Source organism: Rheinheimera baltica, from assembly GCF_030731985.1.
GTDB classification, from domain to species: Bacteria; Pseudomonadota; Gammaproteobacteria; order Enterobacterales; family Alteromonadaceae; genus Alishewanella; species Alishewanella baltica.
Genome location: NZ_JAPJDY010000003.1, coordinates 1 through 25373 on the forward strand (window position 1 = coordinate 1; position 25373 = coordinate 25373).

General features: G+C 47.2%; 21 protein-coding genes. 10 read left to right on the forward strand and 11 right to left on the reverse strand.

Annotated elements, in window-relative coordinates; genetic code table 11:
• Positions 1-666: transposase (locus ORJ00_RS05510; protein ID WP_306139240.1), on the forward strand; the 666-nt coding region annotated here is incomplete at its 5' end.
• Between the two features lie 813 nt (positions 667-1479).
• On the opposite strand, the gene ORJ00_RS05515 is transcribed toward ORJ00_RS05510, so the two are convergent.
• From ORJ00_RS05515 to ORJ00_RS05540, 6 genes are all read right to left on the reverse strand, one after another.
• Complete coding sequence (locus ORJ00_RS05515) at positions 1480-1779, reverse strand: hypothetical protein (protein WP_306139241.1); 300 nt, start codon at positions 1777-1779, stop codon at positions 1480-1482.
• A gap of 16 nt (positions 1780-1795) precedes the next feature.
• The gene (locus tag ORJ00_RS05520) at positions 1796-2317 is read right to left on the reverse strand and encodes an SF0329 family protein (RefSeq protein ID WP_306139242.1); all 522 of its coding nucleotides are present in this window, start codon (positions 2315-2317) and stop codon (positions 1796-1798) included.
• 30 nt (positions 2318-2347) lie between these two features.
• Complete coding sequence (locus tag ORJ00_RS05525) at positions 2348-2902, reverse strand: suppressor of fused domain protein (RefSeq protein ID WP_306139243.1); 555 nt, start codon at positions 2900-2902, stop codon at positions 2348-2350.
• 132 nt (positions 2903-3034) lie between these two features.
• Positions 3035-3364, reverse strand: coding sequence for a hypothetical protein (locus ORJ00_RS05530; RefSeq protein WP_306127155.1), 330 nt, complete (start codon positions 3362-3364; stop codon positions 3035-3037).
• Positions 3365-3510: 146 nt separating this feature from the next.
• Complete coding sequence (locus ORJ00_RS05535) at positions 3511-3957, reverse strand: hypothetical protein (protein WP_306139244.1); 447 nt, start codon at positions 3955-3957, stop codon at positions 3511-3513.
• Positions 3958-4076: 119 nt separating this feature from the next.
• Positions 4077-4535 carry a nuclear transport factor 2-like protein gene (locus ORJ00_RS05540; RefSeq protein ID WP_306126507.1) on the reverse strand — a complete coding sequence of 153 codons (459 nt, stop codon included), beginning with the start codon at positions 4533-4535 and terminating at the stop codon, positions 4077-4079.
• A 775-nt stretch (positions 4536-5310) separates the two neighbouring features.
• Here ORJ00_RS05540 and ORJ00_RS05545 point away from each other — a divergent pair.
• Positions 5311-6282, forward strand: a complete 972-nt coding sequence (locus ORJ00_RS05545; protein ID WP_306139245.1) for an integron integrase — start codon at positions 5311-5313, stop codon at positions 6280-6282.
• Between the two features lie 97 nt (positions 6283-6379).
• Positions 6380-7216, forward strand: coding sequence for an ion transporter (locus ORJ00_RS05550; RefSeq protein ID WP_306139246.1), 837 nt, complete (start codon positions 6380-6382; stop codon positions 7214-7216).
• On the opposite strand, the gene ORJ00_RS05555 is transcribed toward ORJ00_RS05550, so the two are convergent.
• Positions 7203-7898: a VC0807 family protein gene (locus tag ORJ00_RS05555; RefSeq protein WP_305977425.1), complete on the reverse strand. Its 696-nt coding sequence runs from the start codon at positions 7896-7898 to the stop codon at positions 7203-7205. The genes ORJ00_RS05550 and ORJ00_RS05555 overlap by 14 nt on opposite strands.
• A 189-nt stretch (positions 7899-8087) precedes the next feature.
• Between ORJ00_RS05555 and ppc the strand changes: the two genes are divergently transcribed.
• From ppc to ORJ00_RS05570, 3 genes are all read left to right on the forward strand, one after another.
• Positions 8088-10718: a phosphoenolpyruvate carboxylase gene (ppc, locus tag ORJ00_RS05560; protein ID WP_306136591.1), complete on the forward strand. Its 2631-nt coding sequence runs from the start codon at positions 8088-8090 to the stop codon at positions 10716-10718.
• Positions 10719-10911: 193 nt separating this feature from the next.
• A complete protein-coding gene (locus ORJ00_RS05565) occupies positions 10912-11799 on the forward strand; it encodes a DMT family transporter (protein ID WP_306139247.1) in 888 nt (295 codons plus the stop codon).
• A gap of 61 nt (positions 11800-11860) precedes the next feature.
• Positions 11861-13219, forward strand: coding sequence for a mechanosensitive ion channel family protein (locus ORJ00_RS05570; protein WP_306139248.1), 1359 nt, complete (start codon positions 11861-11863; stop codon positions 13217-13219).
• Here ORJ00_RS05570 and msrA read toward each other — a convergent pair.
• From msrA to ORJ00_RS05590, 4 genes are all read right to left on the reverse strand, one after another.
• Positions 13216-14508 carry a peptide-methionine (S)-S-oxide reductase MsrA gene (msrA, locus tag ORJ00_RS05575; protein WP_306139249.1) on the reverse strand — a complete coding sequence of 431 codons (1293 nt, stop codon included), beginning with the start codon at positions 14506-14508 and terminating at the stop codon, positions 13216-13218. The two genes, ORJ00_RS05570 and msrA, sit on opposite strands and share 4 nt — an antisense overlap.
• A gap of 109 nt (positions 14509-14617) precedes the next feature.
• Positions 14618-15700, reverse strand: a complete 1083-nt coding sequence (ltaE, locus tag ORJ00_RS05580) for a low-specificity L-threonine aldolase (RefSeq protein WP_306139250.1) — start codon at positions 15698-15700, stop codon at positions 14618-14620.
• A 35-nt stretch (positions 15701-15735) separates the two neighbouring features.
• Complete coding sequence (locus tag ORJ00_RS05585) at positions 15736-16830, reverse strand: acyltransferase family protein (RefSeq protein ID WP_306139251.1); 1095 nt, start codon at positions 16828-16830, stop codon at positions 15736-15738.
• Positions 16831-16961: 131 nt separating this feature from the next.
• Complete coding sequence (locus ORJ00_RS05590) at positions 16962-19205, reverse strand: TonB-dependent receptor (RefSeq protein ID WP_306139252.1); 2244 nt, start codon at positions 19203-19205, stop codon at positions 16962-16964.
• Between the two features lie 225 nt (positions 19206-19430).
• Here ORJ00_RS05590 and ORJ00_RS05595 point away from each other — a divergent pair, with 225 nt between their 5' ends.
• The 4 genes from ORJ00_RS05595 (at position 19431) to ORJ00_RS05610 (ending at position 25275) form a co-directional block, all read left to right on the forward strand.
• Entirely contained in the window at positions 19431-21488 is a 2058-nt protein-coding gene (locus ORJ00_RS05595; RefSeq protein WP_306139253.1) for a protein-disulfide reductase DsbD family protein, read from the forward strand.
• Positions 21489-21523: 35 nt separating this feature from the next.
• Positions 21524-22123, forward strand: coding sequence for a redoxin domain-containing protein (locus tag ORJ00_RS05600; protein WP_306139254.1), 600 nt, complete (start codon positions 21524-21526; stop codon positions 22121-22123).
• Positions 22124-22711: 588 nt separating this feature from the next.
• A complete protein-coding gene (locus tag ORJ00_RS05605) occupies positions 22712-23440 on the forward strand; it encodes a helix-turn-helix domain-containing protein (RefSeq protein ID WP_306139255.1) in 729 nt (242 codons plus the stop codon).
• Positions 23441-23568: 128 nt separating this feature from the next.
• Positions 23569-25275, forward strand: coding sequence for a serine hydrolase domain-containing protein (locus tag ORJ00_RS05610; protein ID WP_306139256.1), 1707 nt, complete (start codon positions 23569-23571; stop codon positions 25273-25275).
• Positions 25276-25373 lie beyond the last annotated feature (98 nt).

A 25373-nucleotide genomic window follows, 5' to 3' on the forward strand; every position in this document is an offset into this window, starting at 1 on the left:
TCTGCCCGTGACTTACTGCGCCGCCGCACCCGTATTGTCCGCCATGGCGCTGATTTAAAAGCTCACGTCAAAAACACGACCAGCCAATACAATTTGCCGCCAATGGATCTGAACTTGCGGTATGACTTTGCACGCGAAGCCATGCGAAACCGCTTTGACGATGATTGTGTACAACGCAATATCGACCTCGACCTTAATATCATCGCGTTTTACAAACATGAACTCAGCTCTGTTGAATGTTTTATTGAAAAACATGCGAAACATCATAGCGGTAGGGATTATCACATTCTCACCAGTTTCCCCGGCATTGGTCGCATTCTGGCGCTCACCATTCTGTATGAGATTGGTGATATCGCCCGCTTTAGCACGGTACAGGACTTTGCATCCTACAGCCGGCTGATTAAATGCAAAGCCGAATCGGCTGGTAAAAGTTATGGCACCCAAGGCAATAAAATCGGCAATGCCCACCTTAAGTGGGCCTTCGGTGAGATTGCCGTGCTTTATCTGCGCGGTAACGACAAAGCCAAAGCCCACTTACAAAAACTACAAAAACGCATGAGTAAAGCCAAGGCGCTCTCAGCACTGGCACATAAAATTGGCCGTTGCGTTTACTACATGCTGAAAAATCAGAAGGTGTTCGATGAGAAACGTTTTTTAGCCGGTTAAGTCGCGGGACAAGGTGAGCTGAACGTCTAACTGGAACACCATGGCTGATGCTCAAATGATGGTTGGGTAACCCTTAGCAATAAGCTGAATCACCCGCCTTCTGGCACATTGCCGTAGCCAGATTGCCTTGATTAGACACCTTGTCGCCGCGCATTACCATCAGCAAGATGGTTTGCACCTGTGCTGAGCCTGAAACTAACTGGCTTTAAGCCCGTCGCCTTGAATAGCGCCAGCAACAGGTTAACCGATGAATGTCTGGTGCCCCTGCTGTCAGCAAGGATGCTGAAATCAGCAGGCACTCATTGAGAATGAGATAAGAGAGCCCCTATATGTGTTTGTTGCAGGCCATTGCCTGGCAACCATGATGACAGATGAAGCAGTCTCTCTTGCTGATGGACAACAAACTGACCGCTAACGCGGCCAGAAGAGCGGTTTTACCTATTGACTCCGAGAAGGCTCATATGTGTTATAACTTTTTTTGCTCATGATATAAAACGAACTTCATTAACGGGCGATAGAAGAATAAAACAAAACACAAAAAAAATGCCGCAACTAAACCCTTTCGAGCTAAATAGTTGTCACCAACCAAGTAATATACAAAGTCTAAATTAACAACGTACCGAAACAATAACCACGTAATTGAGAGCAAGCCAACTATAAAGACGACTATTAATCCAGTTTCTACAGTGCCACTATATTTGCTCTCAAGTTCTGTCAATTCGCAGATCTCACTATCGGAAGTTATAACGCCGTGCGCATGCGCGCGAACTTGTGAGCGTCGCAGGGGCCGCAGGCCCCGAATGCCGCACTTTGTTAGGCGCTGGGTTTAAAAACAAAAACATAATGTGTTACCTGCAACGGATCGTTTTTAAGTGAGAGTGTAGCGGCATTAATGCTGGGCTGATTTTCAGCAGAAAATGAAGCACAAAACTCCGTTATCGGTTGCCGCTTACCGTCTGGAAATACGGTAAAAGCATCGTAGCCCAGAAAGATAAAACCATTACCATAAATTTGTTTTATCACGTCAACTGCACTTGCCCTGGCAACCACACACTCCCGCCCAAACATAACAAACGGTATACGCCAGTTTTGGAACAGTTCAGCCTGACTCATGGTTACCGCCTAACGCTCAAAGCAGCTGCGCGGTACGCGTCGGCTGCCTTTGTTTGTTAGCCAACTCCGCCTGCACACGGAATTTGGCAAAATATGCGACCATTGGGTGAGGATCGTTTTGTAATTCTTTCGCTTTGGCGACTCCCAATTTTCTGTGAAGAACTCCAATTACTCGAAGTAAAGGGTGTTTTGCCTTGATGCAATCTTGTGCGGAGATGCTTAATGACTCAAAGCACATTGTTTTAAAGTCATAACTACTGAACTCACCTACCTCATGAAGATTGCTCTCTGTTCGCTTTGCATCATCTACCGCTGGGTGAGTAAGGCAATCTGTAGGAGTATGCTCATGAAAGTAAGCTCCATGTTCCCAAATTGCATGCACATCTGTCAGGCTTACTTTCTGTTTCCCATCGATAACCACCCAGCTTCGGGCAATTTCGTCCTGGCGTCTGTATGCAGTAGTGAATACTTCAATCCTGCCGCCGACAGATTCAGCAAAATTCTCTTCAATCCGTTTCTTGAGTTGAGACCATTTCATGATTTTTTCTCATAAAGGCTAACGCCGCATTCACCGGCTTGTCCGGTGCAATGCCTTGTTATGCGATTGGTTGAAGGTGATAGTGTCTCTATTTATTCTTTCAAACTGATCTAATAGAGTCTCAAGTCCATCTTTCATTTTAATTTCTCTTTCCATATTGGTTAAAGGCAGAGCCAAATGAAACCGTATTTCCCGGCCATCTATTTCATGATTTAGCGGGAAGTCTGCGTAAGAAAATCGAGGCGTAGTAATAAGGTATGAATTCCAACCTGCATCGTTTAGATAGGCGCTATCGGTCGGAACCGTATGACCTTTACATAAATGAGCCTCGTTTTCGTTGTACTCTTGAAGAGCGGCCATTTCTTTTGCGAGTTTCTCAGGATCACCATCGGTAATCATTAGGTAACAATCATCGGACTCTCTTGGAAAAGAGAACACCACTTGAATTGGATCAGAGTCATCTCCTACTTGAAGATGGCCAGAGCGATATCCGTCAGAGTATTCATGGCCACTCAAACCAGCTTCCGACTCCATTACATTGGATATACAGATATATAATGCTGATTCAAATTTAGAAAACTGCATAGTTTCTCTCTAGCGCATAACGCCAGTAGCAGGCGCAATTTTTGTGTTGTGGAGTTTGTGCTATAAAGGGCGTAGCCCAGCACAAACGGAGCGACGCAAAAATTGTCGCTTGCCTACTTTTGTTAGGCATTATTACTTAGCAGGGGCAGGAAACCAAACCCCTAGCTCTGCAGCCGACGGTATATGAACAAGAGTGCCATCAGCCCGATACTGTAAAATTTGAACACCATTAAACGAAACAATAACTTCACCTTCAGAACGAACCCACTGGTGTTCACCAGCCTCCTTGATATCTAGCAGAATAGAAACTTCTTTGGATTCAAATAGATCTGCCTTTTTTGGAACAATGACAAAAACACAGTCACCTTTACCCGCTCCGAAATCTGGGTGAAATAACGTGAAGCCAATATGCTGCTCATCAGAGTTTTGAAGAACGATAGCTTTTGCAGGTTCAGATGACATTGCGGTTCCTGAGAATATTGAAATTATGAAAAATAGTATGAATCTCATGAGTGCCTAACGCCGCCAGCAGCGGCCGAAAAATCCGCGCAGCGGGTTTGAGGTCCAGGCCACGCAGTGGCCGTTGCTGACTGGCCTTGTTAGGCATTTTAGTGTTGATCCCAACCATTGTGCTCTTCACACCAATCATAAAGAATGATGATCTGCTCAAGCTCATAGGTTGCTCGAAAGAGGTCTCCGTATAGCTTGCGGTCACTAAAATTTGCCATGCTTTGTGTAATAGCGTTGTTCGCTAAAAATTCATGTGCAATATAATTCCTGTGATCAACCACGCTCTCAAGAAAAGCGATAAAGTCCGGGCGCAGCCCTTTATCTCTCAATTCATTTTTTACGCGCCCCAAGGTCCATCTTTCCATCGACTCTTCCGGGACATTGTATTTTCTGGAAAGTAATGACTTTAATGCCATTTCAAGGAGCTGGGCTTTCCCCATGTACATTGCATAATTTTCTAAATGGCTCAATCCTTCGTATTCTTCGATTTTCTTCAGCACTCGTTCTTTTATCTCTTCACCAGACAAAGAAGGCTCATTTTCCATTGCTGACTCCATATTAGTTGCGCTTGCCTAACGCCCAAATTTAGCGCGGAAAGCCGCGCAGCGGGTTGACGTCGCAGCCAGCGCTCTTTGCTGGCGATAAAATTTGCTTGTTATGTGAATTATTCACTGTACCGACGGATAACAGAGACTTTACCATTTTCAAGTTCAAGCACATCCAGAGCAATTTTGCTGTAGCTAAACTCTGAACCATCCGCTCGTTTACCTTTGGCTGAGAACTTGTGTTTGATAGAGACAGCATTGTAACCATACTGATAGTCGATGAGTTCCGATTTGTATTTTGTGTGAACGCCAAGGTAGTAGGTCATGCCTTTACGCATCATAGCTTTGCCATTTGGTTCTCGCGAATCATCTGGTGCATTGGGGAAATGCTGATTTCCGACATCTTCAGTTAAAAAAGACAAATAGTGTTCAAGGTCTTCCTTTGTTGCATTCGGTTGCTGAGTCATTACCTCTGCATGGTAGTATGCTTTAACGAACGCATCATAGTCAAAATCATCAGCCAAAGTACTGGCACTGAACAAAGTTAAACTTGCCAAATAGATAGATAGTTTCTTCACGAAAACTCCTTTTTCAAATATTCACATAACGCCGCCATTTGCGGCAAATTTGTAGTGAAGCGTTTTGTGTTAGCGTAGCGTTAAGACACAAAACGAGTAACGAAAAATTTGTCCAGCCCGCTCGCGGGCGATGCAAGATGGCCTTGTTATGTATGCGACACCACAAAATATTTAGAACCACGTTGCAGAGCGAGAGCGGCGCTTAATTAATTTTTTGCGACAAATAGAATGCACACACTTGCCCCAATACAGATTTCCCAAACAACAAAGAAGAACGAAACTACCGTACTTGCCCTTGCTGAATTCCACCACTAACTTTACCGAATACTACCTAAAGTTTACAACAATAGAATGGTCCCGACATTACCAAGTGCGATTGCCATTTGGACAAAAATGCACTTTCCACTTGTTCACAATTAACAACCCGCACAAATTCGCCGACAACCTTCAAAACGCACCCAACAATTTTAAGACGCAAAAACATCAGTAAAGATCGTTTTTAAAAGCCGTTGGCACAACATTCAATTAATACACGTTTTTATGGCAGAGCTACATAACGCTTATTAGGCCGGTCGGCCCGCGTTTAAATACGGGTTGACCCGTATTTGTAAATTTAATGTGCAATAGATTACTGGGCATTTATAAAAAACACAATGAGATGAGGACGTTTCGGGCTTAGTGCCGGCAGAAAATACGGGTCGACCCGCCTAATAAGGCAAATTTGACAATTCAAAAATAACTGTATACTTAAACAGTATAATTTTGGAGTGTTGCTATGTCGGAACGATCACCATTTTTGCAATACGTCGCTGAGGAGATGTATACCCGGCGCTATGCTAAGCGCACCGTTGAAACGTACCTACATTGGATTAAATTTTTTATTTTATTTCACAAAAAACAGCATCCTAAAGACTTACAAAATGAGCATGTGGAGCAGTTTTTAACCCATCTTGCCGTTAACCGAAATATTGCCGTGCAAACCCAGGCGTTGGCGCTTAATGCATTAAGCTTTTTATATAAAGAAATTATCAAACAGCCGCTGACATTGAGCCTTAATTTTAATCAGGCGGCTAAACCGCGAAAGTTACCCGTGGTAATAACTAAGGCCGAGATTAAGCAGCTTTTAGCCTGTCTTGACCCGCACTATCTACTGTTATCGCAACTACTTTACGGCAGTGGCCTACGCCTAATGGAGGCCGTAAGGCTTAGAGTTAACGCTATCGATTTTGACTATTTATCGCTAATGGTTTGGCATGGCAAAGGTGGCAAGCATCGGCGGGTAACCCTGGCGCCGGAGTTAGTTGAGCCATTACGCCGGCAAATCCGTTTGGTTGACGCGTTTTATCAGCAAGACATGCAAACAACTGAATTTGCTGGTGTATGGTTGCCGTTTGCGTTGGCGCGCAAATACCCGGCAGCACCCAAAGAGTTGGGTTGGCAATACCTTTTTCCTTCAGTCCGCTTAAGTATCGACCCGCAGACTAATGTATGGCGCCGGCATCATGTTGACGAAACCTCATTACAAAAAGCGGTGCGTGTCGCCAGTAAAAAGGCTGCTATTGATAAGCAAGTTAGCTGCCACACTTTACGACATTCTTTTGCTACCCATTTACTTGAGGCGGGCATGGATATTCGCACCGTGCAAGAGCAGCTAGGCCATACTGACGTTAAAACCACACAAATTTACACCCATGTGCTGAAACAAGGCGGCAATGCGGTAAAAAGCCCGTTATCACACCTGGTTTAAACACCTATTGATGCTTTAACTAAACAGCCATTGACGGCCATTACTACTGACATACAATAGCGCCAATTTAGCCACTTCTTCTGTTTAAGGTAGCCGTATGAGCAGTGAAACCGTGATGGCCGTGCTAACGTTGCGTCAACGTTGCCGGAAGTTTATTGAAAACAACACTGTACAGCGTATTTTGCTGGCATTGATTTTAATTAATGCCGTGATACTGGGTATGGAAACGATGCCTGAAGTCATGGCCTCAGCAGGGCAGTATTTGCTTGCGCTGGATAAGGCGATACTGGTGGTGTTTGTGGTGGAAATTGCTATCCGCTTATTCGTGCACCGGCTGGCGTTTTTTAAAGATGGTTGGAGTGTGTTTGATTTTATCGTGGTAGGTATCGCGTTAGTGCCGGCAAGTGGGCCTTTTGCGGTGCTGCGGGCGCTGCGAGTATTGCGGGTTTTGCGGGTGCTTACTTTTGTACCGTCAATGCGTAAAATTGTTGGTGCGCTTATCCAGTCTCTTAACGGCATGCTGTCTATTGCCATGGTGCTGGGCTTAATCTACTACGTGGCCGCGGTGATGGTAACCAAGCTATTTGGCCAGGAGTTTCCAGAGTGGTTTGGTAGCTTGTGGTTGTCGCTGTATACCTTATTCCAAATAATGACACTGGAAAGCTGGTCGATGGGGATTGCCCGGCCGGTTATGGCAGAGTTTCCTTATGCCTGGGCCTTTTTTGTGCCGTTTATTCTTATTGCTACCTTTACCATGCTGAATTTGTTTATTGCCGTTATTGTTAACGCGGTACAAAGCATGCACGATGAAGAGCATCAGGCAGAGCATGATGCCGATGCGGCCACGCAGCAGCAATTATTGACTCAAATGCAGCTTTTGCAGCAAGAGTTACAGCTGCTGCGGCAACAGATTAAAAAACCTACTGAAGAATAAAATCTTCCAGCGATTGGCCGGTAAGTTTACCAATTTGACGGAACATATAAATTATGGCGCCAAATAGCATTACCGTGCTGGGCAGCACGATTACCGGATAACTTAACCATGTCATGCGGCCCAGCTCTTCAGCATACGCTGTGGTGCCGGGCTGGCTTACTACAATGGCTTTGGCCAAAATATAATTAAGCGCAGAAGACATAAAAAATGACGCCGCGACGATATAACCTGCTTTTGCCATACGATGTTCAAACTCTACCCGGTTATCCTTGCTGGCCAGGGTCTGGTAAAGCTTTTCAGTGTCGAGCAATTCAGGGTTAATAAGCAATTTTTTCACTAGTGGAAATTTTGTGCGTTGGCTTAGTAACACAATAACGCCGATAACACCTGGGATCAGTGCTTCTTTTATGGCGATATAGGCCGGGTCCAGCTGCAACAGGCTGATACCGCCCGTTAGCATTACGCTGATAATGCCCAGCACCGAGAAAAAATTCACTTTGCCAGATTGCTTTAACTCCCACACACCAAACAACAGCGGAAACGCCAATGCCACTATCACCGCCCATACCGGGCCGAGCATATCGTCGCCACTTAACCGGCTTAACACCACGGCTGGAATAATTACATTAATAATCAGGTTGCTGAAAAAACCAGATTTCTTGGTTGTTATTTCTGTTGCCATTGTAGCGTCTGCCGAAGAATACGATGAGGCAGTATAGCAACTATTTATTTAGTGCATAACGGGAATTGCACGGGGATCGTTGTAATTTGGTCTTACCAATTTCGTTGCCGCTTTTGTAAACAATCAATGTTGAGTACCAGTTGATATCGCGCTAGGGTGGTGCAACACGAGGCGACAGAGGCAATAAATATGGACCATTACGCAGCATTAAGAGCCAACGTTGGCTTACTGGGCACCAAGCTGGGCGACACCATTCGCGGACAGTTAGGTGATGCATTGCTGGAGCGGGTTGAGCAAATTCGCTTGTTATCGAAAGCCGCACGTCAGGGCGAGGAGCTGCAAGCCGATAAACTGAAGCAGGTACTGCGCAGCCTGAGCGACGATGAGTTGCTGCCGGTGGCACGTGCCTTTGCGCAATTTTTAAATTTAGCTAACCTGGCGGAACAACACCATACAATTAGCCGTATTGGCCATGCCAGCATAGAAAAACCTGAGCCGCTGCAAGAGTTATTCAGTTTACTGCAGGATAAACAGCTGGACGGTGCCAGCGTTGAAAAAGCCGTAGCTAGCTTATCAATAGAGCTGGTGTTAACGGCGCACCCGACTGAAGTATCACGGCGCACCTTAATTCATAAACTTACAGAAATTGCGGCCTGTTTAACCGAGCTGGAACAGGAGCTAACGGCTGTGCAGCAGCAAAAAGTTGAACTGCGCTTAAGTGAGCTGATTGCTCAAGCCTGGCATACTAACGAAATTCGTGAGCAACGACCCACGCCGGTAGATGAAGCGAAATCTGGCTTTGCAGTTATTGAGAGCTCGCTATGGCAAGCCATTCCCGACTTCTTACGTGAGCTGGATACCAAGCTTATTGCCAGTGTAGGTAAGGGCCTGGCACTGGATGCTGCACCCGTAAAGTTTTCTTCCTGGATGGGCGGTGACCGTGACGGCAACCCTTTTGTTACGTCTAAAGTCACCCGGCAGGTGTTATTACTCAGTCGCTGGAAAGCCGCTGACTTGTTCGCGCAGGATTTAGATCTGCTCAGCAGTGAATTGTCGATGTATCAAGCCAATGCGGCATTAAAAGACGTTGCCGGTGACGTGAGTGAGCCCTACCGTATGGTGCTGAACAAACTGCGTACTGGCTTGTTGCAAACCCGTGACTGGTTAACGGAAGCGTTAAAGCATGACCGGCTGCAGCGCCCACAAGATTTGGTCTGGCATAATTCCCAGCTGCTTGAGCCTCTGCTCTTGTGTTACCAATCGTTACTTGATTGCGGTATGCAGGTTATTGCCAATGGTAAATTACTCGATACCGTACGCCGGGCTTATGCCTTTGGTTTAACGCTGTTAAAGCTGGATATCAGGCAAGACGCAGGTCGTCATGCTCAGGTATTTAGCGAGCTGACGCAGCATTTAGGCTTGGGCGATTACGCCGCCTGGGATGAAAGCGCCCGCCAGGCATTTTTGTTAGCCGAATTAGCTAACCGCAGGCCGTTATTTCCGAAAAACTGGCAGCCGGGAGCTGACGTACAAGAAGTACTGGATACCTGCGAGATTGTGGCGCGTCATGGTAGTGAAGCACTTAGTACTTATGTAATTTCCATGGCAGGTAAGCCGTCTGATGTACTTGCTGTGCAGCTGTTATTAAAAGAAGCCGGTATTAGCTTTGCCATGCCGGTGGCGCCGTTGTTTGAAACCTTAAGTGATTTGCAAAACGCGCCAGACTGTATGCAGCGCTTGCTTAGCATTGACTGGTATCGCGGTTATATTAACGGCAAACAGGAAGTGATGATTGGCTACTCTGACTCCGCCAAAGACGCCGGTGTGTTTGCTGCTGCCTGGGCACAATACAGTGCACAGGAAGCCTTAGTGGCTATTTGTCAGCAGGCTAAGGTGCAGTTAACCTTGTTCCACGGCCGTGGCGGCACCATTGGCCGTGGCGGCGGTCCGGCGCATGCCGCTATTTTATCGCAACCACCTGGCTCGTTAACCGGCGGCTTGCGGGTAACCGAGCAGGGCGAAATGATCCGCTTTAAATTTGGTTTACCTAAGTTAGCGGAGCGCAGCTTGGCGTTGTATGCCAGTGCGGTATTGGAAGGGTTATTACTGCCACCGCCGGTGCCCAAACAAAGCTGGCGCGATTTAATGCAGCAATTGGCCAGTGACTCGTGCGAGGCTTATCGTGCTGTGGTGCGGCATAACGCCGATTTTGTGCCTTATTTTCGCGCGGCAACGCCAGAGCAGGAGCTTGGTCAACTGCCATTGGGTAGCCGACCAGCAAAGCGCAACCCTACTGGTGGCGTAGAAAGTTTACGCGCTATTCCATGGATTTTCGCCTGGTCGCAAAATCGCCTGATGCTTCCCGCCTGGTTAGGTGCAGGTAATGCGCTCGCCAATGCCGCAGCGCAGGATAAAACGGCATTACTGGATGAAATGCAGCAGCAATGGCCGTTTTTTGCTACCCGTATGTCAATGCTGGAAATGGTATTTTTAAAAGCAGACACCGACATTGCCGCTTACTACGACAAGGTATTAGTACCGGATGAGTTGAAGCATTTAGGTGACAGCCTACGCGCGCAATTGGCGGCTGATAGGGCGTTATTGTTAAAGCTGATCCACAGCGATACGCTAATGTCGAAAGAGAGCTGGATCCGCGAGTCTATTATGTTACGCAACACCTATGTTGATCCGCTGCATATCTTGCAGGCAGAGCTGTTACACCGTGTGCGACACCAGCCAGAGCGGGTAAACCCAATGATAAGCCGTGCGCTAATGGTGACTATCGCGGGTATCGCAGCCGGTATGCGAAATTCTGGTTAAACAAAAGCGGCTTGGCTACTCGTTAGTAACAGATAAAACCGGCATAATCTGTCGGTTATTAACTGCGGGATAGGACTTACTCACACCGGCACGCCGTAAATACGTCCCTGTAGGCTCGATTCGGCCATCCAGGCCTGCAACGGTCGGTTTAGAGTAAGGCCCATCCCTTTGCTACTCAGGATGTGAATTCAGTATGGGTGTATACGCGCTGTTGGCGTTGGTATCTGCGGTAGCGATGGCCAGCAGTGGCATTATTGCCCGCTTTAGTGGCCTTGCTGCGGCTGAGTTAACCTTTTACCGGCTGGCGGTGGGTGCGCTGTGTTTGCTGTTGTTTGTTGGCCTAAGCGGCCGGCTTGCGCTGCTAAAAGGCAAGCCCGACTGGCGTATGGCGCTAAACGGCGTGCTGCTGGCCAGTTTTATGCTGAGCTTTTTATCAGCCATTAACTATATCAGCCTGGCCAACGCCATTATGTTGGTATATTTAGCGCCGCCGCTGTCGGCCTTTATCGCCCACTGGCTGCTGAACGAAACCCTCGATTTGCCCGATGCCAGCCTGATTGTGCTGTCGTTTTTCGGCTTTGCCATGCTGCAGCAGTTTAAGTTCGATCTGGTACTGGACACTACGCAGCTTCCCGGTTTGCTGCTGGGGCTGCTGTCGCTGTGTGCTTACAGCAGCTTTTTACTGCTAAACCGCCGATCCTTGCCGGTGCATTCACAATTGCAGCGCACCTTTTATCAGCTGATTATAGGCGCTTGTTGTGTGCTGCCGTTTTTAACCGGCATGAATATGCCCACAACCGATGATGTGTTGTGGATAGCGCTGGCGGGTATCTTCCCCGGTTTTATTGCGATTTATTGCGCCATTATCGCGCTGCAGCATCTGCCCACCCGGGTGTATGCCACGCTGGCATATTTAGAGCCGGTTACGGTAATACTGGCCGGCTGGTGGCTGTTTAACGAAAGCCTGACCCCGCTGCAACTGGGCGGCGTGCTGCTGATTATCCTCACCGGCTTATTGCTGGCACGACGGCACAAAGCCGCACTACCGGAAATAGTGCGGCCGGCCAGCGTCCAGTTATAACTGCTGTCGAGCTGGCTGCTATAGTTAGCATATTGTTTAATAAAGCAAAACCGGAGAGCGGATGAAAGCCTTACTACTGGCATTGCTAGTGTGTTGCCTGCCCGATAACAGCATGGCCATGCCAGCGCAGGGAGAGAGCGACAGCCAAACAGCGGCGATACAGGTGATAAATGCACCACAGGACGAGGCCATTGCAGCGCGATTTCGGGCTATTTCGGCAGCGATAGCGGGTATGGAAACGGTTGAAGTTAGCGTGCAGGCCGGGGTGCTGACATTAAAGGGCGAGGTTAACACGGCACAGCTTAAAACTGCTGCGGCAGATATTGCTAACCGCCTGCAAGGCGTGGTGCATGTACAAAACCAGCTACAGGAGCCGGTGGCGCTGCGTTCGCGTTTAGCGCCGGCTGTCGACAAATTTGGCGAAATGCTGACGAATGCTGTGCAAATGCTGCCGTTGCTGCTGCTGGCGCTGCTTTCAATAGTGCTGTTCTGGCTGGCAGGCAGTTGGCTGTCACAACGTGGCGCCTTACTGCGTAGGCTGGGGCTGAGTGAGCTTGCCACAAACCTCGGTATGCGCTTTGTGCGCTTAATTATTACCAGTATTGGCATATTGATCGCGCTGGAGCTGCTGGATGCTACCGCGTTGGTCAGTGCCGTGCTGGGCGTGGCTGGGGTAATTGGTATTGCGCTGGGTTTTGCTTTTCGCAATATCGTCGAAAACTATCTTGCAGGCGTGTTACTCAGCACCCGCAACCCGTTTGCCATCGGCGATTTTATTCAGGTTGATTCCATGAGCGGCAGCGTGGTGCGCTTAACCTCACGTGATACGGTACTAATGACGTTGGATGGCAACCATTTGCGCATTCCCAACAGCCAGATTATTACTTCGCCCATGACCAATTTTAGCCGTAACCCGCTGCGCCGGTTTGAATTTAGCGTCGGCGTGTCGGTGGACCTGGATTTGGTGGTGGTGCGACAACTGGCTATTGCTACCTTGCAGCAGATGACCGGTATTTTAGCCGACCCCAGACCACGGGTGCTGGTGCAGGAACTGGGCGACAGCACCGTTACCGTGCGCGTGCTGGCCTGGGTTGATCAGCGTGATACTGACTTTTTGAAAGCCCGTAGCGAAGCCATCCGGCTGGTGAAAGCCGCCTTTGACAAGGCCGGAATTGAAATGCCAGAACCGATTTACCGCATTCATATGGCGGAAATGCCAGTGGCAGCGGACCATGCGGCGGCGCCGACTGCCACAGCTCTAACAGCCATTGATGTGCCAGCCAGCGCGACCTCAATGGCTGCGGTGGATGTCAGTGCCGACACTACCATTGAGCAACAGGTTCAGGATGATTTACAGCACTCTGAAGAAGAAAACCTGTTACCCGGTGGCAAAGCGGCAGCCAAGACGACTAAAAGTTAACTTCCCTGCTGGCGTGGCACAAAATCCAGTACCGTGGCATTAATGCAATATCGTGGCAAGCCTCCGGGGCCGTCGTTAAACACATGGCCTAAATGAATGCCGGACACTTTGGCGCGAATTTCCGTGCGGCGCATGCCATAGCGGTTATCCGGCTTTTCAATGACCGCATCCGCTACTGGCTTGGTAAACGACAACCAACCGGTACCTGAATCAAAGCGGTCTTTAGTGTCAAACAATGCCGCACCACTCAGTTTGTCGATAAAAACGCCCTCGGGGGTGTTTTTAAATATCTCATACTGCTGGCAAAAGCGACCATCTGTGCCTTCGTCAAACGCCACATTAAAGGCTTCACTGTCACCAAGCTTAAACTTACCCAGCAGCAGGTAGAACTGCTCAGGAGCTAAGTAACCCTGACGGCCAAACACCTCTTTACCGTTTTCAAGCAAAATAATGGTGGGTGTGGCCCAGGTTGCGGTTTTCAATGTTAAACCTTTAAGCTGATTGGCATAACGAAAATGCAACGGGATATCACCGTTGTATTTACTGGTAACGTCGGCTTTAAATTTTTCGCAGTAGGGGCAGTAGCTTTCTGAGTCAATAACCAGAATGTGTTTGCCGTTTTTTAGCGCGTTATTGTCAACTTTAGCCAACTGAGTTTTTACCGCTGGCTCAAAGCGCACTCCGGTACTGTGGTCCGGGCAATAGCCATTTGGATTGTTGGCGATGTAGTCTTGATGATATTGTTCGGCCGGGAAAAATTGTTGCAGCGGCTTAATTTTGGTAGTGATTTCACCATAGCCCGCTTTGCTTAGCAGAGGTTGGTATTGCACCTTTACTTGCTGGGCAAAATCAAACTGTTCCTGACTGTTAGTGAGAATAGTTGAGCGGTATTGAGTGCCAACGTCATTGCCCTGACGGTTTAACTGGGTTGGGTCATGCATTTCAAAGTAACGCTGTAGCACGGTGGTAAGGCTAATTTGCGCCGGATTAAAGCTAATTTGTACCACTTCGGCATGGTTGTTCGGGTTCATTTTGTTGGCGCGCTGCGTAATAGCACTATACGTTGGGGCAACACCATTGCCATCGGCGTAGCCCGATACCGCATTAATAACACCGGGCATGGCTTCAAAGCGCTTTTCCACACCCCAAAAACACCCCGCACCCACTACGATGGTTTCAGTGTGCAGGGTTGCAGGCATGCTGCTATCGGCCTGTACTGAAAATTGAGCCAGTATAGCCACTAAAGCACTGGTTTTACTGAATGTACGGAATAATCTTAGAAGCGACATTTGAACCTCTGCCTGTCAATACGTGAACCGTTATACGTAGTAGACAGGCAAAAGGTGCATTGGCTTTCAACGACAGAGTAGGAATTGAACCGGTTCTTACCCGTGTTTGTTAGTACTTTTCGGCAAAGTCTGCCACTGCCTGTAGCGTTTGTTCAACATCGCTGCTGCTAATATTTAAATGGCATACCCAACGTACGCGACGAATAGCGCCGTTAGCACTTTGATAATTGCTGGCGGTAAGTTGTACACCACGGTCGGCCAAATAAGGCAAAAGCTTATCTGCCAGCGCGATGCTGATGTCAGTAAACAGAATATTGGTTTGTACCGGTAACACCTGTAGCTGGCCCCTTAGCGCAGGCAGTTGCGTGACTAGCGCCGTTAAACCATCGCCTAAACGTTTACAGTTAGCATGATCCTCGGCCAGTCTGTCGATATTGTGCTCCAGCGCAAATAAACCGGCTGCCGCTAAGATACCTGTTTGGCGCATGCCGCCGCCAAGCATCTTGCGTACACGTTTGGCGCGGTTAATAAAATCGGTCGAGCCCAGCAACAAAGAGCCAACCGGGCAACCCAAGCCTTTTGATAAACACAAACTCACCGAGTCATAGCCGCTACACAGTTCGCGCGCCATATGTTGCGGTGTTAAGCCGTGTTGCGATGCCAGCGCAACGGCAGCGTTCATTAGCCGGGCGCCATCTATATGGCAGGCTAAACGCTTCTCTTGCGCCAGCGCTGCCACATCACGCATGTAACTCAGTGGCAGCACTTTACCGCCAACGGTGTTTTCAATAACAATTAAGCGAGTGCGGGCAAAGTGTGGGTCATCAGGTTTTATCGCTGCGGCAATATCACTAAGTAGCAGGGTGCCATCGGCTTGTAGTTCAAGTGGCTGTGGTTGAATGGACCCCAACACCGCCATGCCGCCGGCTTCCCACTTGTAGGTGTGCCACTGCTGGCCAACAATGGCTTCGTCACCGCGCTGGCAATGGCTCATCATGGCAATTAAATTGGTTTGGGTGCCACTGGGTGCAAACAAGGCGGCGTCAAAGCCCAGCATGTCAGCAGCATGTTGTTGTAGCGCTAACGTGGTGGGGTCGTCGTTAAACACGTCGTCGCCTAATGGCGCGTTAAACATGCGTTCTTTCATTGCCAATGAAGGCTGGGTAACGGTGTCGCTGCGAAAATCAGCCATCAAGGTGTCCCTTATCACATTGCATTGCCAGTAAGTTATTTGCCGTTAAAGCCCAAACGTAAAATACGGCTAGGCGCGATAACATACCGATGAATAGCCAAAGTTAGCAACAGTGTTGCGATAACTACCAAGCTGTAGCCCACCACCGGCGGTAATCCTGTCTGCATTATGCTTAGCCCTAATGCAATGACAATAAAGTGATGAAACAAGTACACCGTGTACGATGCTTCGGATAAAAAGCGCCAGTGCGCACTGCTATGCGTTACCAGGCGATTAAACACCGTGAAGCACAGCGCAATACTGAGCCAGCAAAGCAAAGTGTTAGAGTAAATGGCTAACACTTGCCCAACCACACCCGTTAGGCTGGCGCTGAAATAATGCAGCGCAATAAGCGTAATCAATGCAGGCGTGCCATAACGTAGCCTTACATTGCTAAACTGTGTCAGCCACTTCGGGCTGCTATATAGCATTAAGCCAAACAGAAAAAACTGTAAGTTGTACAGTAACTCATATATGCCCATGACGCCGAACCAGGCATGATACATGGGTAAGCCCAGTTTATTCAGCACAATCATAGCCAGTGGATACAATGGCAGTAAGCTAATCAACACTAGTAACGGTAATGTACTAATGGTTTTAGCACTCAGGCGCTGAAGCTCTTGTCGCGCTCTTGGCAGGCGATAGCCTAAATACAACAGAAACACAAAAACCAATAAATCCAGCAAAAACCAAAGATGTTGTACCCAGCCGCCATGTAGCAAGTAGGGTATAAACGCTTCGGGTAGCCAGCCAAATTGCTGTAGTAAGAACGCCTGCATTACATTCAGCGTTACCGCGCTAACCAGCAACGGCACCAGTAACTTTTTTAAACGCGACTGCATAAATGGCTCAGAGCCGTAACGCTGTATTAGCATGGCGCAGAAAAACCCTGATACAACAAAAAAGGCCGGCATACGAAATACCCGGATTACTTCAATCAGGTAGTAAAAGAACGGCTGGCTTTGTGGTTCATGAAGAAGCCATTTATGGCTGGGGTTATACAGGTGTGCACTGTGTAAAATGATGCCCAGCATCATTAACACCGCTCTCATCGCATCAAGATAGTCGATTCGGTTACTGCTGTGTTGCATGCTATTGTTACTCCCTGTAACAATTTGCACGGGCCAAATAAGGATAGGCCTTTCGCAAATAAGCTTGATGATAAAAAAGGGCAGTATAAACTGCCCTGAATACTATACGAACAAGTGTTGCAAATAAGTGTTTAGTAAAAACTTATCTTAAAGTCGACACCAAAGGTGCGTGGCTCGTTTACAAAGCCGGTAAGGTTACTGAAGTCGATGGCACCTTTTAGGTTATCTGCATCAGTAATATTGCGGCCAAACACGCCTACTTCGTAGTTATTATCGTAGTTGATATAGGCTACGCGTAAACCAGCTTCATAGTTGTTATTGGATTTAAACTCAGCAGACTCGTACAAAAACAGGTTGGTTTTACCCTGTAATTGATAATCGCCGTACACATAGACTTCGCCACTTTCTATTGGGAAGTCATAGCGTGCGTTTAAGGTTAGAATGGTTTCTGGTGCTTGCGGAAATGGGTTGCCATCGATTAATGCCAGATCTTGCGCATTGCGAGGGTCCAGTACGGTACACATGCCTGAACCACATGGCGCTACGGTTAAAGTATCGTCCTGTAATTCTGTGTTGTTGTAACTAAAACCACCACCAACACTCAGGTTAGGCAATACCCGGTAGTCGAAGTCGAATTCGAAGCCGTAGCCAACACCTTTATTAGCGTTAATCAGCTGGTTACCTTGTGTTTCGCCACCAATTGCTGATAACTGAATATCGTCAATCACGTAGTAAAACAGGGCGCCGTTTAAGCGCAGTGTATTGTCAAGCAAGTCAGATTTAGCACCAATTTCATAAGACATAATGGTTTCTGAATCAGCCACTGACGGTGGCGCTTCAAAGGCCACATCACGACCTTGTATAGATTGCGCGCGGAAGCCATCAGCAACGCGGGCAAATAAGCTGGTTTTGTCGGTTAAGCGGTAATTGGCGCTTAATTCCCAGCTGATATTGTCATCCGTAACTTTAATAGGGTCATAATCTTGAATTTGTGCAAAGCCAATAACCAAGGCAAAACCATCGACGTTTTGCTGGCCTACAGAGAAGGTTTTTTCGTCGTCGGTGTAGCGTACGCCCGCAGTCACATCCAGTTTGTCGTTCACTTTGTACGAGGATTGACCAAACAATGCCCAGCTGGTATTACCATGGAAAACTTCGGTAGCACCAAAGAAGCCATCAATACTGTTTACACCAAAGGAAGAGTCAAAGTAAAAACCACCAACTTGCCAGCTCAGTGGCCCGTCAGTGTCGCTGGCTAAACGAATTTCTTGCGTGCGTTGCTCTAAATCACGCAGTTGATCTTCCGTTACCGCATTGCCTACGTTGGCGTCTCCAGCTTGATCTGGGTTACCGCCGTCGATATCGCCGATACCACCACCGTCTGCCATTTCAATTGCAGTAATGCTGGTTAATGTCATACCGTCCAGTTGGAAGTCGAGTTTTAATGACGAACCCCAGGCATCATAGCTTTGTCTGTTGCGCCCTGGAGCATCATAGGCCACGGTGTCGCGGTCATAGTTGCCGTTAAGGTCGTTGCTGCCTGGCGACAAAATGTTTTTACGGAACATACTGGATGTACCGTCGTAGTTGCGGGTGTGCACATTAAATAAGGCATCTACTGCATTGCCTTCATATAAAAACTGCAGCCGGCCAGCACGTTCGTTGTAACCGCCCATCACATCACTTTCGTTGGTAAAGCTGTTGTCTATCCAGTTACTGCGGTGCTGCGATAATAAAGAGATACGCGCTGATAACTCATCCGTTAACCCGCCACCTACTGCGCCTTCAAGGTTAAACATGCCCAAGGTGCCAGCAGTTGATTTGACGTAAGCATCATACTCTTGACGGGGCTTTACGCTGTCAAACTTGATAATACCAGCCGTGGTGTTGCGGCCGAATAACGTACCTTGTGGGCCACGGATGACTTCAACCTGCTGTACGTCAAATAATGGCGTGCTTTTTAAAATCACGTTTTCCATTACCACTTCATCCATAATAATGGATACCGGTTGTGACGCGGCTAAGTCAAAGTCGGTGTTGCCTAAACCACGAATATAAAAACGCGGCGCAGCACGGCCATTAGAGGTTTCTGCATACAAGCCTGGTACCTTAATGGCTAATGCTGTGATGTCATCGCCTGACGAAAAAATGGCATCAAATTTCTCACCTGATAAGGTGGCAATTGAAATTGGCACTTCCTGAATACTTTGGCTGCGCTTTTGCGCAGTAACAGTAATGGTTTCCAGTTCCTGCTGTTTAGCGTTTTGATCTTTGTCACTTTCCTGTGCCATTAGCACCGGAGAAAGACCAACAGCGGCACTAAACAGGGCGGCATTCACAGCCACTGACAACACAGACTTGGTAAATAGCGTCATTAAGGTGAACCTTTAGTTGGTGGTTTAAAATAATTAAATTTAGGTGTTCTGTAACGAAATAATGACTGGAGTGACCACAGTACTTCGCCCAGATAAACCAAGCTAATATAGCAGTTTGTCGCTCAAATTGCTCAATTTAGCGTTAATTAACGTATATTTTATCAACGCGGTGAGCCAAAGTTGTGTAGGCTCGTAGCTGAGATAACTGCAAAAAAAGAGAGTGTTATGCGATTCATCGTTTTTGCCCTGCTATGTAGCTGGTTTAGTGTTGCGGCCTTGGCGTCTAGCTCGGGCTGGCAAACAGCAAAGCATCTACAAGCAGAGCTGGTAAGTGAATTTCAGCAAGTGCGCGCTGGACAAAAGGGGCAGCTGGCGCTGCACTTTATTCCAGACGCACACTGGCACACTTATTGGCAAAACCCCGGCGACTCCGGGTTACCTACCCGACTAAGCTGGCAGTTGCCAGAGGGGGTCAGCGTCGGCGATATACAATGGCCTACACCGCAGGCAATTTCGGTACCGCCATTGGTAAATTATGGTTTTGAGGGCAGCACTATTTTGCTGTCAGAATTACGAATTCCTGCTGATTACACCGCCGAAACTATTGATATTCAGTTGCAGGCAGATTGGTTAGTCTGTGAAGAAATATGCATTCCTGCCGAAGCGCAATTCAGCCTTAGCCTGCCAGTGGCGAGCGAGGCGATTGCTGCCGCTGATTATCAGGCATTGTTTACCCAGGCGCAGCAACAATTACCACAACCGCTCAATGTTAATGGTCGGTTTGATACCTCTGGTGGTGCCTTTTCTGCGGTGATCGACTGGCAACCCAGTACCCAAATTACCGGTTTCTTTGTTGCCGCTTCGGAATTGGTTGACCATGCCGGCGCTCAGCTTATTAGCCAGCAAGGTGACCAGCTTTTGCTGCAACAGCCACTTAATACCTACTACTCTGGCGTAGCAGCTCAAATTGAACTGGTGCTGGTAAGTGATACTGCGGCGTACAGTGTGTTACTTACGCAAAGTGGGCCTGAGACAACTGAAATTATCATTACTGGAGGGCAGCAAACTGACACTGGGTTGTGGCTAATTTTATTGATGGCTGCCACAGGTGGTTTGATACTGAACCTGATGCCTTGTGTATTTCCGGTGTTATCACTTAAGGCATTAAGCATTGCCGCAAATAGCCAGCAGCATCAGCAGCAAAAACGTGATGCGTTATTTTATAGCGCAGGTGTGGTGGTTAGCTTTGTCACCCTGGCGATAGTGCTAATTGCATTGCGTAGCGCTGGCGCCGCTGTAGGGTGGGGCTTTCAGCTGCAAAGCCCGTATATAGTGGCATTGCTGGTGTACTTACTGTTTGCACTGGGGCTAAGTTTATCCGGTGTTGTGCAATTTGGTTTAGGGTTAATGAATGCTGGTAGCTCACTGGTTACTGCACAAGGTGGAAAGGGCGCATTTTTTACCGGTGTGCTGGCCGTTGTTGTAGCCAGCCCCTGCACAGCGCCTTTTATGGGCTCGGCGCTGGGTTATGCGGTAACTCAAAGTGCATTTGTCGCAGTATTAGTGTTTGCTGCGTTGGGTGTGGGTATGGCGTTACCGTTTTTGTTATTAGCCTTCGTGCCCGGTTTTGCTAAACGGCTGCCCAAGCCCGGCGCCTGGATGGATACGGTGAAACAGTGGCTGGCCTACCCACTTTATTTAAGTGCAGTGTGGTTGTTGTGGGTTTATGGCCGGCAAAGCGGCGTGGATGCGCAGTCGCTGTTACTGATTGGTGTGGTGTGTATTGCCGCGGCGTGTTGGCTGTGGGGCCGAACGCAACTGGCGCTGGCAGGCAAAGTAACGGCTTCAGTGGCGCTGCTGTTAGTGTTAGCCGCACTGACTATACCGGCTTTTGCGCCAGCTAAAATGCCACAGAAAGATGCAGCTGGTGCGGAGCATTGGCAGCCATGGTCAGGTGACACGCTTAAACAACTGCGCGCCGAGGGTAAGCCTGTACTGGTGAATATGACAGCAGACTGGTGCATTACGTGTTTGGTAAACGAGCGCGTGGCATTGAATACTGAAAGTAGCAAAGCCGCGCTGGCACTGTACGATGTAACCTATTTAAAAGGCGACTGGACACTGCGTGACGCTGCCATTACAGAATATCTGCGCCTGTATCAGCGTGATGGTGTGCCATTATATGTGTTGTATTGGCCGGGGCAGCCACCAGAAGTGCTGCCACAAATTTTAACACCCGACACCTTAGCGCAAACTTTACAGCGGGTAAGTCGGCAACCCTAACGGCCTGGCAGGCCATGTTAAACAGGAGTAATACTATGAAATTACGTCAACTGGTCCTGGCTGCAGCAGCGGCATGTTTTTCTTTAGGTGTAGCGGCAGCGCCACAGATAGGTGCACCCGCCCCGGACTTTACCGTGGTAGATTCCAAGGGCAACAGCCATAGTTTAAAAGATTTTGCGGGGAAAAATGTGGTGCTGGAATGGACCAACCATGACTGCCCGTTTGTTGTAAAGCACTACAGCGGCAACATGCAGGCATTGCAAGCGGATATGACTGCACGCGACGTGGTGTGGTTAAGTGTCATTTCTTCAGCACCGGGCAAGCAGGGCCATGTTAGTGGTGCTAAAGCGGACGAGCTAACCGCTAGCCGAAATGCGGCGCCTACGGCTGTCGTATTTGACGAAACGGGTGTGGTAGGTAAAGCCTATGATGCTAAAACCACGCCACATATGTACGTGATCGACAAATCCGGTGTGTTGCAATACATGGGCGGTATCGACAGTATTCCCTCGGCTAAGGTAGACGATATTGCTAAGGCCACCCCATTATTTGCTAACGCAGCAAACGCTGTGCTGGTCGGAAATACACCTGATCCGGCCATTACAAAGCCGTACGGTTGTAGTGTGAAGTACTAGGTTTTAACACTACTAAAACATAACCGGTACAGCGGTGCTAAAGAGCGTACTGCTGTACCGGACGTTACTTCTTTAAAGCCAGTGTCGTTGTTCGGCCCTCCTATCTATATTACCCTGTAAAAAACTTAGTACTGGTTCCTAATGTAATTACTTTAGAGCCTTATTGTTCAGCATGACATAAGTGGATTGTCATGCTCATTCATTGGAAGCTAAAAATTGCAGTTAATTAATGTAATTGGCGTGTTATGTGTCTTTGTTTTGTTGCTTTTGGCCAGCTTTTTGTTGAGCGTCAATACACACAACAAACTGGCGAATCGTCTTTTTGCGTTATTCCTAACCCTCACAGCCCTTAACCTGAGTGGTTGGTTTATATGGTTACTTTTGCCGGGTAACTATGCGTTAGAACTGTTCCGAATGTCATTCTCATTTCTTGAAATGCCCGTGTTCTATTTGTATGTATTGGCAATTTGTTATAAAAACTTCAGGTTAAAGCTTAGCCATTTGCTGCATGGCATTCCTTTTTTGGTCGTTAATTTTTTAGCCGTCTTTGAACTTAGTCAGCCTGGCTGGTTGTCGCTGGCCAGCAGTATGCAATGGTTAGGTTATATCCTTTTAGTCGCTTTTACCTTGCGAAGATTTAAGCGTATTTATCGACAGAACTATACTGAGCACAGCAATCAAAGCTACCGTTGGCTGGGGCAACTGACCGTTGTTTTTGTTATTGCGGGTTCATTAGCTACTGTCAAAGAAGTGATTTCTTTTACCACATACAACCAGTTATTTCAGGGGCTTCAGTTGGCCGTAGGAGTATCGGCTTTATCAGTGATTACATGGTTTGTGTTAAAGGCGCTATCGTCTCCGGAGTTATTTCGCGGCATAGATGGCGAGTTGCAGCTAGTTGAAACCTTAGTAAAACAGCAAAAGGGAGCTATCGCCAGCAAGTTAAAGACGCCTATTGACGATGACTCCCCAGAAACTAAGCGGGTTAAAGAGTATATGCAAAAAGAAGCGCCTTATTTAGACCCGTCCCTTACGTTACAAACACTGGCGGCACAAATGCAGGTTCCATCTAAAGAACTGTCAATCTTGATCAACCATAAAATGGGCCAACACTTTTTTGATTTTATTAATCGCTATAGAATTGATGCAGCCACCAAATTGCTTCAAGACTCCACAAAACAAAAACTCACTGTGCTGGAAATTTTGTATCAGGTTGGTTTTAATTCAAAATCCTCTTTTAATACTGCCTTTAAAAACCATACAGGCTTTACTCCTACCCAATATCGTAAAAATCATTTAAGCAAAAAAAACCATTAAAACCATGTGGTTGCTAAAGGTCGAACCAAATGTTTCATGCTAATTGGTTCGACTTTTTTTAGTCGGTCGAGTCACTCAAACATTAAGACTAAATTGTGATTAGATTTAATATATGGGGGCTTTCTAGCATGATGTTCTACCACATCCGTTGTATCACACTGTTAATTTGTAGCTGTTTAGCCCTAAATGTATTCGCCGCTCAATCTGAGTACCGGTTACTAACTGAACTTCAGGCAGCAACTGCACAAAAAAATGCAGCAGAAAAAGTAGATCAGTATTTAGCAAGATGGGCGAGTACTACCTTACCCGGGTTAGCCGTTGCTGTAGTGAAAGATGGTGAGTTGGTCTATAGCAAAGGAGTTGGGCTGGCAAACCTTGAATACGGCATTCCGATTACGCCTGACACGGTATTTGAAGTCGCTTCAATTTCTAAGCAATTTACTGCCTTCTCAATTTTGTTATTAGCAGATGAGGGGAGATTATCAATTGATGATGAAATAACTAAATACCTGCCTGAGCTGTCTGATCTTGGCCATAAAATCACCTTAAGACAATTATTGCATCATACTAGTGGATTGCGTCAGCAAGGCGTACTGCTTGAAATAGCCGGGTGGCAAAGTGATGACATTGCAACCCAAGCACAGGCGTTAAAACTGCTTAGCATGCAAAAAGATTTAAATTTCACACCGGGTGAGACGTTTGAATACAGTAATTCAGGTTACTTCTTATTAGCTGAAATTGTTAGTCGGGTTTCAGGACAATCTTTTGCAGAGTTCACACAAAATCGCATTTTTAAACCGCTGGGAATGACCAACAGTGCTTTTCCAGCTAACTATCGCGCAGTGATTAAAAACAAAGCCTATTCCTACCGGCGCACTACTAATGGTTTTGCTAAAAGTGTATTGCTGTCAGATATGGTCGGTTCAACAGGTTTAACCACTACGGTTAAAGATTTAGCCAAATGGGCAGTCAACTTTGAACAGCCAAAAGTGGGTAACCTTGCTGTTATTCAACAAATGAAAACACCGAATGTATTTAATAATGGCGAGACCATAAATTATGCGTTCGGGCAGGTAATAGATAAACATCGTGGCATTGAAGCAATGGGTCATGGTGGCACAATAGCGGGCTATAGAACATTTTTGCTAAGAATGCCCAGTGAAAAACTATCAGTCGTGGTGCTGGCTAATATGCCTTATCTCAATCCACTGAATATCGCCTACGACATTGCTGATTTTTATTTGTCAGCGTTACCCCAGAAACGGCTGAGCACCTCAGCATTGTCAACTGAGACATTAGCAAGTTATACCGGTGATTTTGAATTATTAGGCGGGCTTATTTACAGCATTAACCAAGATGGCACACAGCTTTATTTACAGATAATGGGGGGAGCCAAGCAGCCCTTAACCCATTTGGCTGACAATGAATTCAGTTTTGGCGATGAAGGGCGTAAATTAAGATTTGGTGCAGTTAACACTAAAAACGTAGAGAAAATTACCCTTGTTGAAGGCATTTATGGTGGCCAGACCTTGGTTGGGGAGCGGGTAGCAATTCCCTCGATTAATGCTGAATCTGTCAATTTGACTGAATTTACAGGACGCTATTACAGCCAGGAGTTAGATACCACTTATGAACTGGTGCTGGAAGACAATCAACTTAAAGCCAAAAACTTGCGAAGTGAAGTGTATTTGACGCCATTCGATACCAATACTTTTTCTGGAAATACCGGCTTCTTTCTTCGGGCAAAATTTATTCGTAATAATGTATCCCAAGTAGCGGCACTAGAGGTATCTGGAACGCTTATCAATAAGCTTAAATTTGAAAAAGTAAATTAACAGGGAATACGATTCTAGGTTAACCACCGCCAGCGAGATGGCGGTGTTACATTCGTACGATGAATGAGCGGCGTTTTGTTCTGTTGGTGGTCGCTGAT